At 69.1% G+C, this 12,674-nt stretch carries 12 protein-coding genes and 1 pseudogene; 9 read left to right on the forward strand and 4 right to left on the reverse strand.

The genetic code is table 11. From position 1 onward, the window contains the following. The first annotated feature begins 5 nt into the window (after positions 1-5). The 4 genes from GQ57_RS04265 (at position 6) to GQ57_RS04280 (ending at position 3,823) form a co-directional block, all read left to right on the forward strand. Positions 6-416, forward strand: coding sequence for a BON domain-containing protein (locus GQ57_RS04265; protein WP_081896578.1), 411 nt, complete (start codon positions 6-8; stop codon positions 414-416). Between the two features lie 136 nt (positions 417-552). Continuing rightward, complete coding sequence (locus GQ57_RS04270) at positions 553-2,178, forward strand: sulfatase (protein ID WP_034197159.1); 1,626 nt, start codon at positions 553-555, stop codon at positions 2,176-2,178. A 75-nt stretch (positions 2,179-2,253) separates the two neighbouring features. After that, positions 2,254-3,225, forward strand: a complete 972-nt coding sequence (locus tag GQ57_RS04275; protein WP_081894870.1) for a formylglycine-generating enzyme family protein — start codon at positions 2,254-2,256, stop codon at positions 3,223-3,225. Positions 3,226-3,379: 154 nt separating this feature from the next. After that, positions 3,380-3,823: a hypothetical protein gene (locus tag GQ57_RS04280; protein WP_034197226.1), complete on the forward strand. Its 444-nt coding sequence runs from the start codon at positions 3,380-3,382 to the stop codon at positions 3,821-3,823. Between the two features lie 115 nt (positions 3,824-3,938). On the opposite strand, the gene GQ57_RS04285 is transcribed toward GQ57_RS04280, so the two are convergent. Beyond that, complete coding sequence (locus GQ57_RS04285) at positions 3,939-5,387, reverse strand: sensor histidine kinase (RefSeq protein WP_034197160.1); 1,449 nt, start codon at positions 5,385-5,387, stop codon at positions 3,939-3,941. Beyond that, on the reverse strand, positions 5,374-6,039 hold the full coding sequence (locus GQ57_RS04290) for a response regulator transcription factor (RefSeq protein WP_031398222.1): 666 nt from the start codon (positions 6,037-6,039) through the stop codon (positions 5,374-5,376). Before GQ57_RS04290 ends, GQ57_RS04285 begins: the two co-directional genes overlap by 14 nt. Positions 6,040-6,276: 237 nt before the next feature. Between GQ57_RS04290 and GQ57_RS04295 the strand changes: the two genes are divergently transcribed. From GQ57_RS04295 to GQ57_RS41315, 4 genes and pseudogenes are all read left to right on the forward strand, one after another. Continuing rightward, positions 6,277-7,293, forward strand: a complete 1,017-nt coding sequence (locus tag GQ57_RS04295) for an ABC transporter substrate-binding protein (protein ID WP_034197161.1) — start codon at positions 6,277-6,279, stop codon at positions 7,291-7,293. 98 nt (positions 7,294-7,391) lie between these two features. Further along, positions 7,392-8,702 (forward strand): MFS transporter, encoded by a 1,311-nt coding sequence (locus GQ57_RS04300; protein WP_031398220.1) that lies wholly within the window; start codon positions 7,392-7,394, stop codon positions 8,700-8,702. Positions 8,703-8,783: 81 nt separating this feature from the next. Next, positions 8,784-9,059 (forward strand): YlcI/YnfO family protein, encoded by a 276-nt coding sequence (locus GQ57_RS04305; protein ID WP_034197162.1) that lies wholly within the window; start codon positions 8,784-8,786, stop codon positions 9,057-9,059. After that, a pseudogene (locus GQ57_RS41315) lies at positions 9,056-9,324 on the forward strand (type II toxin-antitoxin system RelE/ParE family toxin). The gene GQ57_RS04305 and the pseudogene GQ57_RS41315 overlap by 4 nt, the downstream one beginning before the upstream one ends. Before the next feature lie 37 nt (positions 9,325-9,361). Here the strand turns inward: GQ57_RS41315 and GQ57_RS04315 are convergent. Together GQ57_RS04315 and GQ57_RS04320 are read right to left on the reverse strand one after the other, a co-directional pair. Beyond that, entirely contained in the window at positions 9,362-11,146 is a 1,785-nt protein-coding gene (locus tag GQ57_RS04315) for a sensor histidine kinase (RefSeq protein ID WP_031402229.1), read from the reverse strand. Continuing rightward, positions 11,143-11,790: a response regulator gene (locus GQ57_RS04320; protein WP_034197163.1), complete on the reverse strand. Its 648-nt coding sequence runs from the start codon at positions 11,788-11,790 to the stop codon at positions 11,143-11,145. The genes GQ57_RS04315 and GQ57_RS04320 overlap by 4 nt, the downstream gene beginning before the upstream one ends. 329 nt (positions 11,791-12,119) lie before the next feature. Here GQ57_RS04320 and GQ57_RS04325 point away from each other — a divergent pair, with 329 nt between their 5' ends. After that, positions 12,120-12,572, forward strand: a complete 453-nt coding sequence (locus GQ57_RS04325) for a hypothetical protein (protein WP_031402231.1) — start codon at positions 12,120-12,122, stop codon at positions 12,570-12,572. Positions 12,573-12,674: the final 102 nt, after the last annotated feature.

The following is a 12,674-nucleotide window of genomic DNA, read 5'->3' on the forward strand; positions in this document are numbered from 1 at the left end:
ACGACATGCAGGTTTGCAGAAGGGGAAGCCGCTATCTGGTGGCATGGACGATCGCTTTGAGTGCGCTGAGTGCCGCCGCTCAGGAATCGCAGGGCGGGGGGGCGGCGACTCCAGCGTCGGCATCGGCATCGGCGGCTGCGTCGGCATCGGTGTCGGCGTCAGCGTCCGGCAGCGAGTCGCGCAAGGCGACGAAGGCGGCCGACCGACGGTTGCGCAAGCAGGTGGCGGGTGCGCTGGCGCGAACGAAGCGTCTCGATTCGAGCCGCCTGCTGATCTTCGCGAGGTCCGGCGTCGTCACGTTGTCCGGCGAGGTGGCCGATGCCGAGCAGGCCGCGCTGGCCGCGTCGGTCGCGCAGCGCGTGCCGGGCGTCGGCGAGGTGCGTAATCGGCTGCGCATCAGTCCGCAGACCCGGTAAGACGGGAACCGTCGGGATCATCGGATGCGCTGCGGCGGCCAAGGGGCCGCGACCGTTCCGGCGGCGAGCCGCACGTGAACGATGCGACGAGCAGGCCGCACACGATGCATCAAACATGGAGTGAATCGAACCGATCATGAAAGCCATACTCGTGATGTACGACAGCCTGAACCGGCACATGCTGCCGCCGTACGGCAACACCTGGGTCAACGCGCCGAATTTTCAGCGGCTCGCCGATCGCAGCGCGACCTTCGACAACTGCTATATCGGCAGCATGGCCTGCATACCGGCGCGCAGGGAACTGCACACCGGGCGCTACAACTTCCTGCATCGAAGCTGGGGGCCGCTGGAGCCGTTCGACGATTCGATGCCGGACATGCTCCGCAAGAAGGGCATTCACACCCATCTGGCGAGCGATCACCCGCACTACTGGGAAGACGGCGGCGCGACCTATCACACGCGATACAGCAGCTGGGAATTCTTCCGGGGGCAGGAGGGCGACCCGTGGAAGGCGGAACTCGGCCCGCCCCCGATGCCGGCACGGCTGAAAGGCGCGTTGAAGGAGACAGCCGCGCGGCAGGATTTCGTGAACCGCCAGTATTACCCGACCGAGGATCTGCATCCGCAGACGCTGACCTTCGATGCGGGTGAAGCGTTCCTGAGAAAGAATCACGACAAGGATTCGTGGTTCCTGCAGATCGAGACGTTCGATCCTCACGAGCCGTTCGCCAGCTATCCGAAGTATCGCGACCTTTACCCGGGCGATCGAGACGGCACGCACTTCGACTGGCCGCCCTACGGCCCGGTCTCCGCCGCCGAGACGGACGGCGACCTGCGCACGGCGCAGGCCGGGTATGCCGCGCTCGTGTCCATGTGCGACCACTCGCTCGGGCGGGTGCTCGATCTGATGGACGAACTCGATCTGTGGCGCGACACGATGCTGATCGTCTGCACCGACCACGGGTACATGCTCGGCGAGCACGGGTGGTGGGCAAAGACAGTCCAGCCGTGGTTCAACGAACTCGCCAACACGCCGCTCTTCATCTGGGATCCGCGCTGGCGTCGGGCCGGCGTACGCCGCCGTTCGCTCGTGCAGATGATCGACCTCGCGCCGACGCTGCTCGACTTTTTCGGTCTGGCGCCCACGCCGGACATGCAGGGCAGTGCGCTCTGGAGAACGATCGACACGGACGCGCCCGTTCGCGAGGCCGCGCTGTTCGGCATGCATGGCGAACAGGTCAACGTGACCGACGGGCGCTACGTGTACATGCGCTCGGGCGTCGATCCGGACCGTAACGAACCGCTGTACGAATATACGTTGATGCCCACCCACATGCGGGAGCGGTTCAGCGTCGACGAACTGCGGGACATCGAGTTGTCCGAACCCTTTTCGTTTACCAAGGGTGTCCGGACGATGCGGATCGCGAGCCGGCCTGTCGGGTATGCGTACCGGTCGGGGACGCTGCTTTTCGATCTGCATGACGATCCGCGACAGGAGCGCCCGCTGTACGACGAGACGGCCGAACTGCGGATGGCCGAACTCATGCGCGACCTGATGCGGGCCAGCGATGCGCCGGAAGACCAATACACGCGGCTCGGCCTGCCGTCCGCGGGCGCGATCGAGCCGGCGCGGCTTCTGGCCCGCAGCCACGCGGATCGCGCCGAGCGGTGGCGGGCGCACCTGGCCGTCCAGGCGCAGGCCATGCGCGCCGAGGTCGAGCGCAAGCGCGCGGCCCAGGCCGGGGCCGCGTCGGGTGGCTGACGTGCGACGCCATCCCGGGTTCGGCACCCCGTGGCCGGCAGACACGGGGAAACGACGTTTCGGCAGGGAGGAACCGTGAGCAACGACAAGCAACGATCGTGCTGTCCCGGCGCGGGAAAGCGCCAGCAATTGTCCGCGGTGTCGGCGCATGCGTCCGCGCCGCGCATCCACAGCACGGGCGCCGGCGTGCCGTCGAGCCGGGACATCGTCTGGTTCGAGGCGGGCAGGAGCTGGGTCGGCACGGATACGCCCGTCATCAAGGCCGACGGCGAGGGGCCGCGGCGGCGCGTCACGTTGCGCGCGTTCGGGATGGATCGCTATGCCGTCTCGAACGCGCGCTTCGCGGAGTTCGTCGCCGCGACCGGCTATCGCACGGAGGCCGAGCGCATCGGCTGGAGTTACGTGTTCCGCTCGTCCTCCGTCTGCGCAGATCACCTCGTGGGCGTCGCGGACGCCCCGTGGTGGCTGGCGATCGACGGCGCCAGCTGGGCGGCGCCGGAGGGGCCCGGTTCGTCGGTTGCGGGGCGCGAGCAGCATCCGGTGGTGCACGTGTCGTGGAACGACGCGTGCGCGTTTGCGGCGTGGTGCGGCGGCCGGCTGCCGACCGAGGCGGAGTGGGAGCATGCGGCCAGAGGGGGCGCGCAAGCGCGCCGCTATCCCTGGGGCGACGAGGAGCCGTCCGACGAGATGCAGTGCTGCAACATCTGGCACGGCGTGTTTCCCCATCTGAACACGTCGCCGGACGGGTATGCCGGCACGGTTCGGGTCGATGCGTTTTCGCCGAATCCCGCCGGCTTGTACAACTGCAGCGGCAACGTGTGGGAATGGTGCGCCGATCCGTTCCTGACGCAGTCGCTGTCGGGCGCGGGAAAGGCGCGCAATCGTCAGGCGCTCGCGGAGCGGGAGCATACGCTGAAAGGCGGGTCGTATCTGTGCCATCGCGATTACTGCTATCGCTACCGTATCGCCGCCCGGACGGGGCGACCGCGGGATACCTCGACCGGACACACGGGGTTCCGGATTGCATACGATGTCGCGCACGACTGATCGGCGTGCGTCAACGCAGCGGACGGGTGCGCCGCGCCCTCTCCAGTCGGGTAGGTCGCCTGTTTTTTGTCAGGCATGCGAAAAATACTGATGGACGGCGGCATTCAAGGTAGATTGACGTTCTCCCGATACCGGACGCCACGGAGTGCCGCGCATGTTGACCTATTCCGTTCAGAAAGTCGGCTACGACTTCAATCAGCTGGATCCGCAAGGCGCGACGGACTACGCGTCGTTCACGCAGGCGTTCGACGCGTTTCCGTGGCCCGCGCAGCATGCGGAGTGGGACGAAGCGCAGGAAGGCCCGTTGCCGGCCCTCGTGCTGCAGCAGGCCGACGACCAGCGGGAATTGTGGGTGACCGCGCTCGGCGATGCGCATGCGGAAGGCTTCCAGTTGCATGCCGTTTCCATGCGGGTGAAGAAGGGGCTCTTCGGGATCGGCAAGGGGAAGCAGGAGCGGTATGTCGAGACGATCGATGTCGAGAAGCGCGCGGACGTCGACGCATTGTGCCGGCTGTTCTGCGAGCGTCAGTACGACGAGCTGGACCGGCTCGTCGCGCGGCTGGCGGCGCTCGGCCGCGATGCCGGCGACGGCGACTGAGCGCGGTGACGCGCGAGCCTCGACGCGGGCCATGATGCGCCGGGCCTGACGCGTCGACCGGAATGACGCACTGGCCCGGCCCGGCCGCACCTGCGCCGGATGGCGTTCGCCCGGCCTAGTTGCCCGGCCGTGTCCGGCCGGCCTTTGCGGCATCCGCCGGGAGCTTCGCCGCGCGCGGAAACGTCAGCACGACCGCGAACCCGCCCGCGTCGGGAAACGCGAACCCGACGCGCCCGCCGTGCGCCTTCATCACCTCCTGCACGATCGCGAGCCCGAGGCCTGACCCGGTGCGCCGCTCGCTGCCGTCCGGCGCGATCCGCACGAACGGCTGCAAGGCGGCGTCCCAGTGTTCGCGCGGGATGCCGCGACCGTTATCGGTGACGGTCAGCGTGATCGCGCCGTCGGCGTGACCGGCGCTCGCGACCGCCACGACGAGATCGTCCGCATGGCCGTGCAACAACGCGTTGTGCAGCACGTTCGACAGCGCTTCCTGCAGGCTGATCGCGTCGCCGTCGATCCACGCGAACGGCGCGTCGCTCGCGAACGCGACGGCGACGTCGCGCTCGTCCGCGAGCGGAATCGTGCGGCCGAGCACGTCCTTCGCGAGCGCGACGAGTTCGACCGGCTGCTGCTGCACGGCCTCGGTGCGATGGATCACCATCGCGTGATTGAGCAACTGGCCGGTCAGCCGCCCGACGTCCGAGCAGGTCGCGCGCAATGCGTCGAGGCGCGCCGCGTGGCGTGCGGGATCGGCCTCGCCGTCGAGCAGCTCGATCTGCGCATCGAGCCGCGCGAGCGGCGTGCGCATCTGGTGCGCGGCGTCGGCGATGAAGCGCTGCATCGCGTTGATGCGTTCGGCCAGACGGCGCATCAGCCCGTTGATCGACCCGATGATCGCGTCGATCTCGCTCGGCGTGTCGACGGCCACCGGCCGCAGGTCGGCCGGATCGCGCGCGGCGATGATCGTGCCGATCTGCGCGAGCGGGCGCAGGCCGCGCCGGATCGCGAGGCCGCTTGCGCCGATCGCGAGCACGCTCATCAGCAGGATCAGCGTCCACACCTTGAGGCTCATGTCGTTGGTGAGCTGCTGGCGTGCATTGGTGGTTTGCGCGACGGTCACGAGCGCCCAGCCCGGCGTGCTCTCTTCGGGCATGTAGCGCGCGATGGTCGCGGTGCGGATCCGGTGCCCCTGGTACAGGCCGTTCGCGAACGCCGGGCCCTGTTTCGCGGCGGCGAGCGTCACGGGGCTCGCGAGATCGTTATAGCCGGCCACGACGATGCCGCGCGAGTCGACGACCTTGTAGTACACGAGGTCGTAGCGCGACAGCGTCGACAGCGCGGCCACCGGCGGATTCAGCGCGAGCACGCCGCCTTGCACGTAGAGGTTCTCGGCGACCTGGATCGACGCGCCGCCCAGCAACTGGTCGTATGCACGCTCGGCCGCGACGCCCGCGTAGTAGCGCGCGATCGCCGCGAGTGCGAGGGCGCCGGTCGCGACGACGATCGCGACGAACAGCAGCGTGCGCCCGAACAGCGTCTTGGGGAACCAGTCAATGCGCGGCAATCTGGTACCCCATGCCGCGCGCGGTGCGGATCTCGACCGAGCTGCCCTGCAGCTTCCTGCGCACGCGCGTCACATACTGCTCGACCGCGTTCGCGGTCGGCTCGTTGCCGAAGCTGAACAACTGGTTCAGCAGTTCGTCCTTCGAGAAGATCCGCTGCGGCCGGCTCGCGAGGATTTCGAGCAGCGCGAATTCCTGGCGCGACAGCGACAGCGGCTGGCCGTCGAGTTCAGCGAGCCGGCTGCTGCGGTCGATCACGAGGCCGCCGAGCGTCAGCACGTCGTTCGCATGGCCGCTGTTGCGGCGCAGGAGCGCCTGCACGCGCGCATCGAGCTCGCGATAGTCGAACGGCTTCACCAGGTAGTCGTCGGCGCCGAGGCCGAGGCCGCTCACGCGATCGTCGATCGCCGAGCGCGCGGTGACGAGCAGCACGGGCGTCGTGCTGCCCGCTGCGCGCAGGTGGCGCAGCACCGCGAAGCCGTCCATGCCGGGCAGGTTCGCATCGAGCACGACGAGGTCGAAGCGCTCGACGCGCAGCAGCCCGTTCGCGGTTGCCCCGTCGGTTTCGAGATCGACCGCGTGGCCGAGCCGCGCGAGGCGGCTGCGGATCGCCGCGCCGATCTCGGCATCGTCTTCCACGACCAGAATGCGCATGGTGCCGTCTTGCAGAGGATGGGTTAGGGGTTTTCCCGGGGCCGGGATGTCAGCATTTTCTCAGACTCGGCCGATAACCTGTGTCGAGCCGGAAGCAGAATGCAAGGACGGCATTAATACCAGAAATATTCAAGGAGACGGCAACATGCAGCAGGTCACGGGCACGACGGGCGTGCGGCGCGGCGCGGCGATGGCCCGCGCGCGGCCGTTGGCCGACCGTTGCATGGCGGTGTGCGCATGACCGCGTCGCCGCGTCGCCGCGCGTTGCTGGCCGCCGGGCTCGGCGTGCTCGCCGCGCCGTCGCTCGTGCGCGCGAAGCCGCGCACGGTCCGGATCTCGAAAGGCTATGGCGTGCTGTACCTGCCGCTGCTCGTGATGGAGAAGCAGCGGCTGTTCGAACGGCACGCGGCGCGCCAGGGCCTGCGCGAGGTCGCGGTCGACTGGGTGCTGCTCGACGGCGGCAATTCCGTCAACGACGCGATGATGGCCGGCACGCTCGATTTCGCGGGCGCCGGCGCGCCCGGCTTCATCGAGCTGTGGGCGCGGGCGCGCGGCATTCCGAACGTCGAGGTGATCGGCATCAGCGGGCTGTCGGCCACGTCGCTGTCGCTGAACGCGAACCGTCCGGGCCTCGTGTCGCTGCGCGACTTCGCGCCGTCCGACCGGATCGCGGTGCCGGGCATCCGCACGTCGCTGTCGGCGGTCGTGCTGCAGATGGTCGCGAGCCGCCAGCTCGGCCCCGCGCATTTCGCGCAGCTCGATTCGATCACCGTGAACCTGCCGCATCCGCAGGCGATGCAGGCGCTGATCCGCCGCGAGAACGGCGTCACCGCGCACTTCACGTCGCCGCCGTTCTCCACGCTGGAGCTGCGCCAGCCGGGCATCCACCGCGTCGTGAATTCGGTCGACGTGCTCGGCCCGATGACGCTCGACGTCGTGTTCGCGCCGAAGCGGCTCGTCGACACGGAGCCCGCGCTGGCCGTGGCGTTCATCGCCGCGCTCGACGAGGCGAACCGCCTGATCGCGCAGGACCCGCGCGCGGCGGCCGCGCTGTACGCGGCGTCGTCGGGCGTCGGCGTGTCGCACGACGACGTGATGCGGATGCTCGCCGCGCCGGACACGCGCTTTTCGGTCCTGCCGAACCAGTTGATGGACTACGTCGAATTCCTGTACCTGGCCGGCACGATCAAGGCGAAGCCGCGCGCGTGGCACGAGATGTTCGCGCCGATGCTGGACGCCTACCGGTCGGGCTGAACCGCCGCCCCCGTTCATCGATCCACCCCCGCGCCCGCGCGTTCGTCGCGCGGCGCCGATCCAACCGATACGCAACCGATTCACGCAAGGAGCCCGAAGTGAGCGCTACCGATACCCTGGACCCCGCGTCCGCCGAAGAGCAGCGCATCATGTCGAAGATGGCGCGGCGCCTGCTGCCCATCCTCGTCGTGATGTTCCTGATCGCGTTCATCGACCGGCAGAACGTCGGCTTCGCGAAACTGCAGATGGTGCACAGCCTCGGGATGACGGAAGCCGCGTTCGGCCTCGCGTCGTCGCTGTTCTTCATCGGCTACCTGCTGTTCGAGGTGCCGAGCACGCTTGCGCTGCATCGCTACGGCGCGCGCCTGTGGCTGGCGCGGATCATGCTTACGTGGGGCCTCATCACGGTGCTGATGGGCTTCACGACGTCGATGCCCGCGTTCTGCGCGCTGCGCTTCGTGCTCGGGATCGCCGAGGCCGGCTTCTATCCCGGCGTGATCTACTACCTGACGCTGTGGTTTCCGCAAAGCTATCGCGCGAAGGTGCTCGGCATCTTCACGCTCGGCAGCGCGCTCGCGAACATGCTCGGCTCGCTGGTCGGCGGCGTGTTGCTGAGCCTGAACGGCGTGTGGGGGCTCGCGGGCTGGCAGTGGGTGTTCGTGGCGACCGGCATCCCGGCGGTGATCGTCGCGATCGTCGTGTTCCGCGTGCTGCCCGCGTCGGTGCGCGACGCGCGTTTTCTCGATGCGCGCGAGAAGGCGATCGTCGAGGCCGCGCTCGAACGCGAGAAGCCGGCGCAGGCCGAGCACGGCCAGCCGTGGAAGGCGCTGCTCGATCCGCGCGTGATGCTGTTCGCGGCGACCTACATGCTGATGTCGACGTCGCTGTACGGCGTCACGTACTGGCTGCCGACGCTCGTGAAGTCGTTCGGCGTGTCGAGCAGCATGAACGGCTTCCTGAGCATGCTGCCGTGGGCGCTCGCGGTGCTGCTGCTGCTGTGGCTGCCGGCGAAGCTGCGCCGCGCGAAGAGCATCCTGCGCACGATCGCGATCGTCGCGGCGCTCGGCGCGCTCGGTTTCCTGCTGAGCCTCGTGCTGCCGTCCACGCCGCTGCGCTTCGTCGCGCTCGTGCTCGGCGGCGCGTGCATTCCGCTGCTGTATCCGTGCTTCTGGTCGATGCCGCCGCGCTACTTCACCGGCGCGCGGGCGGCGGCGAGCGTGGCCGCGATCAACTCGATCGGCAACCTGGGCGGCTTCTTCAGCCAGAACCTGATGCCGTTCGCGGGCAAGGCGACCGGCACCGCGTTCGGGCCGATGATCGTGCCGATCGTGTGCCTGGCGCTGCTCGGCATCGGCGCGCTGGTCGCGTGGACGCGCTCGGAGCGCGCGATGGTGGCGGCGCGGGCGTGAGGGGGCGGGGGTGCGTATCCGGATGCACGCAAAAGGCGGGCGTGCTGTCGTGCATTACATATGTAATGCGCGAGGAAGGCGATGAAAACTGCGACCATGCCGGCGCTGCGCGTCGATCCGCAACTGCGGGAGGAGGCGGAGTCGGTCCTTGTGGGAAACGAGACGCTGTCTGCGTTCACGGAGTCGGTGCTGCGCGACGGCATTGCGCGTCGACGCCGGCAGCGCGGGTTCGTCGCTCGTGGCCTGGCATCGCGCGACAACGCGCGTCGTACCGGTGATTACGTCGATGCCACCGACGTACAGGCCGAGCTCGATGGAATGCTGAAGGCAGCGCGTGCGGCGAAGGCGGCTGATTGATCTATCGGGTTCGATATACGCGAGCCGCGCGCGAAGACCTTGCGAGCCTGTATCGATACTGGCTCGAACGTGATGTTGAGGCGGCGTCGCCGTGCTTCGCCTGTTTCCGTTCACGTGCCGCAAGATCGACGATGACAACCCGTTCCTGCGCGAGCAGCTCGTTTCCTTCGGCGCAGCGGGCCATGTCCTGCTGTTCCAGGTCGAAGCGGCCGAGCAGGTCGCGATTCTCGCCGTACGGCATCAGCGGGAAGAAGACTGCTACTGACGCGCGACCGGCGCGGCGGCGCGCATCGCCGCCCGCGTCAATCCACCCGCGCCCGCCCATCCCCGCGCGGCGCGGCCGCGACGGGCACATGCGGCAGCGGAATCTCCACGTCGATCGTCGTCCCCTCGCCAAGCGTCGTCGCGATCCGCAGCGTGCCGCCGACGAGATACGCGCGCTCGCGCAGGCCCACCAGCCCGAACGAGCCCGACTTGCGCGGCAGGCGGGGATCGAAGCCCGTGCCGTCGTCGCGAATCGTCAGCGCGATCGCCCGGCGCCCGCAGGCGAGTGCGACGCTCGCATGCGACGCGGCGGCATGCCGCGCGACGTTCGCGAGCGCTTCCTGCGCGATGCGGAACACGGCCGTCGCGTACGGCTCGTCTAGCTGCAGCTCGGGCGGATCGACGTGCAGCGCGCAGTCGATGCCGTGACGGCGCCGGAAATCCTCCACGAGCCATTGCATTGCCGCGGCGAAGCCGAGATCGTCGAGCATCAGCGGGCGCAGGTCCGACGCGATGCGACGCGTCGCGGCGACCGCATCGCGCGCCAGCCCGTGCATCGCCGCGATCTTGCGCGCCAGCAGCGCGTCGTCCTGCGGCACGCGGTCGAGCAGCCATTCGAGATCGTTCTTCAGCGTCGCGAGCGTTTGCGCGAGTTCGTCGTGCAGTTCGCGCGCGATGCGGCGCTGCTCGGCTTCGCGCGCGCTCGCGCTGATCGCGGCGATCTCGCGCAGTTCCTCGCGCGACGCCTGCAGTGCACGCTCCGCGCGCACGCGCTCCTCGACCTCGCGCCGCAGGTCGCGGTTCGACGCGCTCAGTTGCGCGGTGCGCGCGGCGACGCGCTGCTCCAGCCGTTCGTTCGCATCGTTCAGCTGCGCGCTCTTCTGCACGACGAGCAGGTGCTGGTAGCGTGCGCCGGCCAGCGCGCGCACCGTCTGCGCGTGCAGCCGGCCGTTCTCGAACAGCATCGCGAACAGCACGACGCCGGACGCGACGAGGCCGTATGCACGCCCCGCGTAGAAGCCGAGATCGTAGCGCCCCTGGTTCAGTATCGACGACAGCGCGATGTCGAACAGCCACGCGACGAGCACGGTCATCACCCACAGATCGAGCACCGAGTGACGGCGGCGTCGCTGCCACATCAGCAGCAGCGCGATCAGGTTCAGTCCCCAGACGACGGAGATCGCGTTCGCCATCGGCGCGGCCATCCGGTTGCCGTTCATGATGCGCGGCAGCCATGCGTGGCCGGCGGTCGCGAACAGCGCGAGCGCGACCGTCGCCGCAGCCGCGGCCGCGATGCACAGCATCATCGGCATCGCCGTGCGGTGTCGCGGGGCCGGGATCGGGGGCGGCGTCGTGCGCAGCAGCGCGTACGCGGCGACCGTCAGCGGAAAGCCGCTGTGCCAGAACAGGTAAAGCCACGCGGTGGTCTGGTCGCCGGCGCCGAGCAGGCCGGCCGTCGCGAACAGCCCGGGAAAGGTCAGCATGTGCGTGCCGGCCATGAAACCCGTGAACAGGTAGCCGCCCGCGAGCACGAGCAGCGATTTGTCGCGCAGGATCGCGTACTGGCCGAGCAGGAGGCCGGCCGTCACCATGTCGTTGACGACGATCGCCGACTGGTACACGGGGATGAACCCGCCGCCCGGCGCGAGCGGCCTCCCCGCGAACGGCGCCAGCGCGGCGAAGATCACGGCGGACACGAGCACGGTTGCGAGCGCGAGCCGCCGTTCGCGGCGGCCCGGCGGCAGCGACGACATGAACAGGTGCGACGCGTCCGGATCGTCGTCGTCGGGCGGCGCGGGCGGGAAGCGGAGGGCGGCCGTCATGCGTCGCCGACGCCGAGGTCGAGATCGTGGCGCACCGCGTAGCGGACCAGTGCGGCTTCGTGCGGCAACTCCATCTTCTCGAGGATCCGCGTCTTGTAGGTGCTGACCGTCTTCGCGCTCAGCGCGAGTTCGGACGCGATCTGCGTGACGGTCTGGCCCGCGACGATGCGGCGCATCACGTCGAGCTCGCGCGTGGACAGCCGTTCGTGCGGCAGCGTCGCGGCCGGCGTGCGCAGCGTGCGCGCGAGGCTTTCGGCGGCCGACGGGCTGACGTAGACGCCGCCCGCGGCGACCTTGCCGACGGCCTCGACAAGCTCGGCGGTCGCGCTGTCCTTCGTCAGGTAGCCGGTCGCGCCGGCCTTGAACGCGCGCGCCGCGTACTGCGCCTCCGCATGCATCGTCAGCACGAGCGTGCGCAGCGACGGCGCGTGGTGCTTCACGAGCCGGATCAGCTCGATGCCGGTCGGCGCGGGCATCGACAGGTCGAGCAGCAGGACGTCGGCGGTGCCGCGCTCGACCAGCGCGAGCGTGGCCGAGCCGTCGCTCGCCTCGCCGACGATTTCGAACCCGCCGGCCATTTCCAGGATGTAACGCAGTCCGTCCCGCATGACTGCGTGGTCGTCAGCCAGAATTACCCTGATCATCGAGCGATCCTCTTCGGGATGACACCGCGCCCTGCCGTCCGGTGATTGCCGCGGTCGTTCTTCTGATCAATATATTCCGCGGAATCCGAAAGCGATACTCATCCGGGAAATTTTCGAGATGATTGATCCCGGAATGTGCACTCAAGCGAAATAATCCGGGGGAAAGCGTACGAGGTGGAGTGCGCCGGATCCGGGTATGCCCCGATGCGGGGCGCGGCCGGGGCGCACCTGAACCTTGTGACGCGTGCCGGCCGCGCGCCGGCCGCGAATCGCCCGATTCGGGACTAAACTGGTGCCCGATGCCACGCCACGACCCGAGGAGCCCCGCGATGACCGATCTTGCCGATATCCTGCCGTCCGCCTTGCCCGCTGCCGTCGCATGGGCCGAAGCAGAGGCGGCGCGCGGCATCGCGCAGGGCGCGCCGCTGACGGCGGCGCAAGCCGACGACGCGCGCACGGTGGGCGTCGAGCATCCGGAGCGGGTCCGCGTCGTGACGGTCGAGCGCATGCCGTTCCCCGACACGCCCTCGCTCGCCGCGATCGCCCGCGACACGGGGCTGCTGTCGCCGGGGACGATCGGGCTCACGCTCGGTCATGCGGTGTACGTGTTGCGCGGGCAGGACTCGCGCCGCCTGCTGACCCATGAATTCCGTCATGTGCATCAGTACGAGGCCGCCGGATCGATCGGCGCGTTTCTCGCGCGCTACCTGCAGGAGATCGCGACGGTCGGCTACCACGACGCGCCGCTCGAGGCCGATGCGCGACGGCACGAGTTCGATTGACCGCGCCCGCCGGCGCGGCCGCGCGCAACGCGCGATGAACCTTTCCCGCGCCGCTGCCTGCCCGGTGTCCGCACGCCGGGCCGGCCTGCCGCGCAGCGCGCG

It is taken from the genome of Burkholderia sp. MSh2 (assembly GCF_000731655.1).
In the GTDB taxonomy this organism is placed as follows: domain Bacteria; phylum Pseudomonadota; class Gammaproteobacteria; order Burkholderiales; family Burkholderiaceae; genus Burkholderia; species Burkholderia paludis.

Coding starts and splice junctions, on each gene's coding strand:
- GQ57_RS04265 (WP_081896578.1), top strand. CDS start 6: ATGCAGGTTTGCAGAAGGGGAAGCCGCTATCTGGTGGCATGGACGATC.
- GQ57_RS04270 (WP_034197159.1), top strand. CDS start 553: ATGAAAGCCATACTCGTGATGTACGACAGCCTGAACCGGCACATGCTG.
- GQ57_RS04280 (WP_034197226.1), top strand. CDS start 3,380: ATGTTGACCTATTCCGTTCAGAAAGTCGGCTACGACTTCAATCAGCTG.
- GQ57_RS04290 (WP_031398222.1), bottom strand. CDS start 6,039: ATGCGCATTCTGGTCGTGGAAGACGATGCCGAGATCGGCGCGGCGATC.
- GQ57_RS04295 (WP_034197161.1), top strand. CDS start 6,277: ATGACCGCGTCGCCGCGTCGCCGCGCGTTGCTGGCCGCCGGGCTCGGC.
- GQ57_RS04305 (WP_034197162.1), top strand. CDS start 8,784: ATGAAAACTGCGACCATGCCGGCGCTGCGCGTCGATCCGCAACTGCGG.
- GQ57_RS04315 (WP_031402229.1), bottom strand. CDS start 11,146: ATGACGGCCGCCCTCCGCTTCCCGCCCGCGCCGCCCGACGACGACGAT.
- GQ57_RS04320 (WP_034197163.1), bottom strand. CDS start 11,790: ATGATCAGGGTAATTCTGGCTGACGACCACGCAGTCATGCGGGACGGA.
- GQ57_RS04325 (WP_031402231.1), top strand. CDS start 12,120: ATGACCGATCTTGCCGATATCCTGCCGTCCGCCTTGCCCGCTGCCGTC.